The following is a 281-nucleotide window of genomic DNA, read 5'->3' as shown; positions in this document are numbered from 1 at the left end:
CCCATGACGAAGGCTCCACCGGCGGCCGCAATGGCTACGATGGCCAGGATCAAGGCGATGATTCCAAGGGCTCCACCACCACCGCCGCTTTCACCGACGGGGCCGGCGGAACCGGCAACACCGGCGGGGCCGGCGGGGCCTTCGGAACCGGCAGATCCGGAAGATCCGGCGGGACCAGCGTCTCCCTTGGCTCCCGCTTTACCAGCAGACCCGGCGGGCCCGGCGGCCCCAGCGGAACCGGTATCACCCTTAACACCCTTATCACCCTTGGCCCCTTTCAC

1 pseudogene is annotated in these 281 nt (G+C 68.7%); it reads left to right on the top strand.

The annotated features are described in order from the left end of the window. Nucleotides 1-281: pseudogene (locus tag L9G74_RS20245) on the top strand (hypothetical protein); the annotation flags it as partial.

Source organism: Shewanella electrica, assembly GCF_022321485.1.
Classification (GTDB): domain Bacteria; phylum Pseudomonadota; class Gammaproteobacteria; order Enterobacterales; family Shewanellaceae; genus Shewanella; species Shewanella electrica.
Note: the sequence above shows the minus strand (reverse complement) of the source record. Positions and strands in the feature narration are given on the sequence as shown.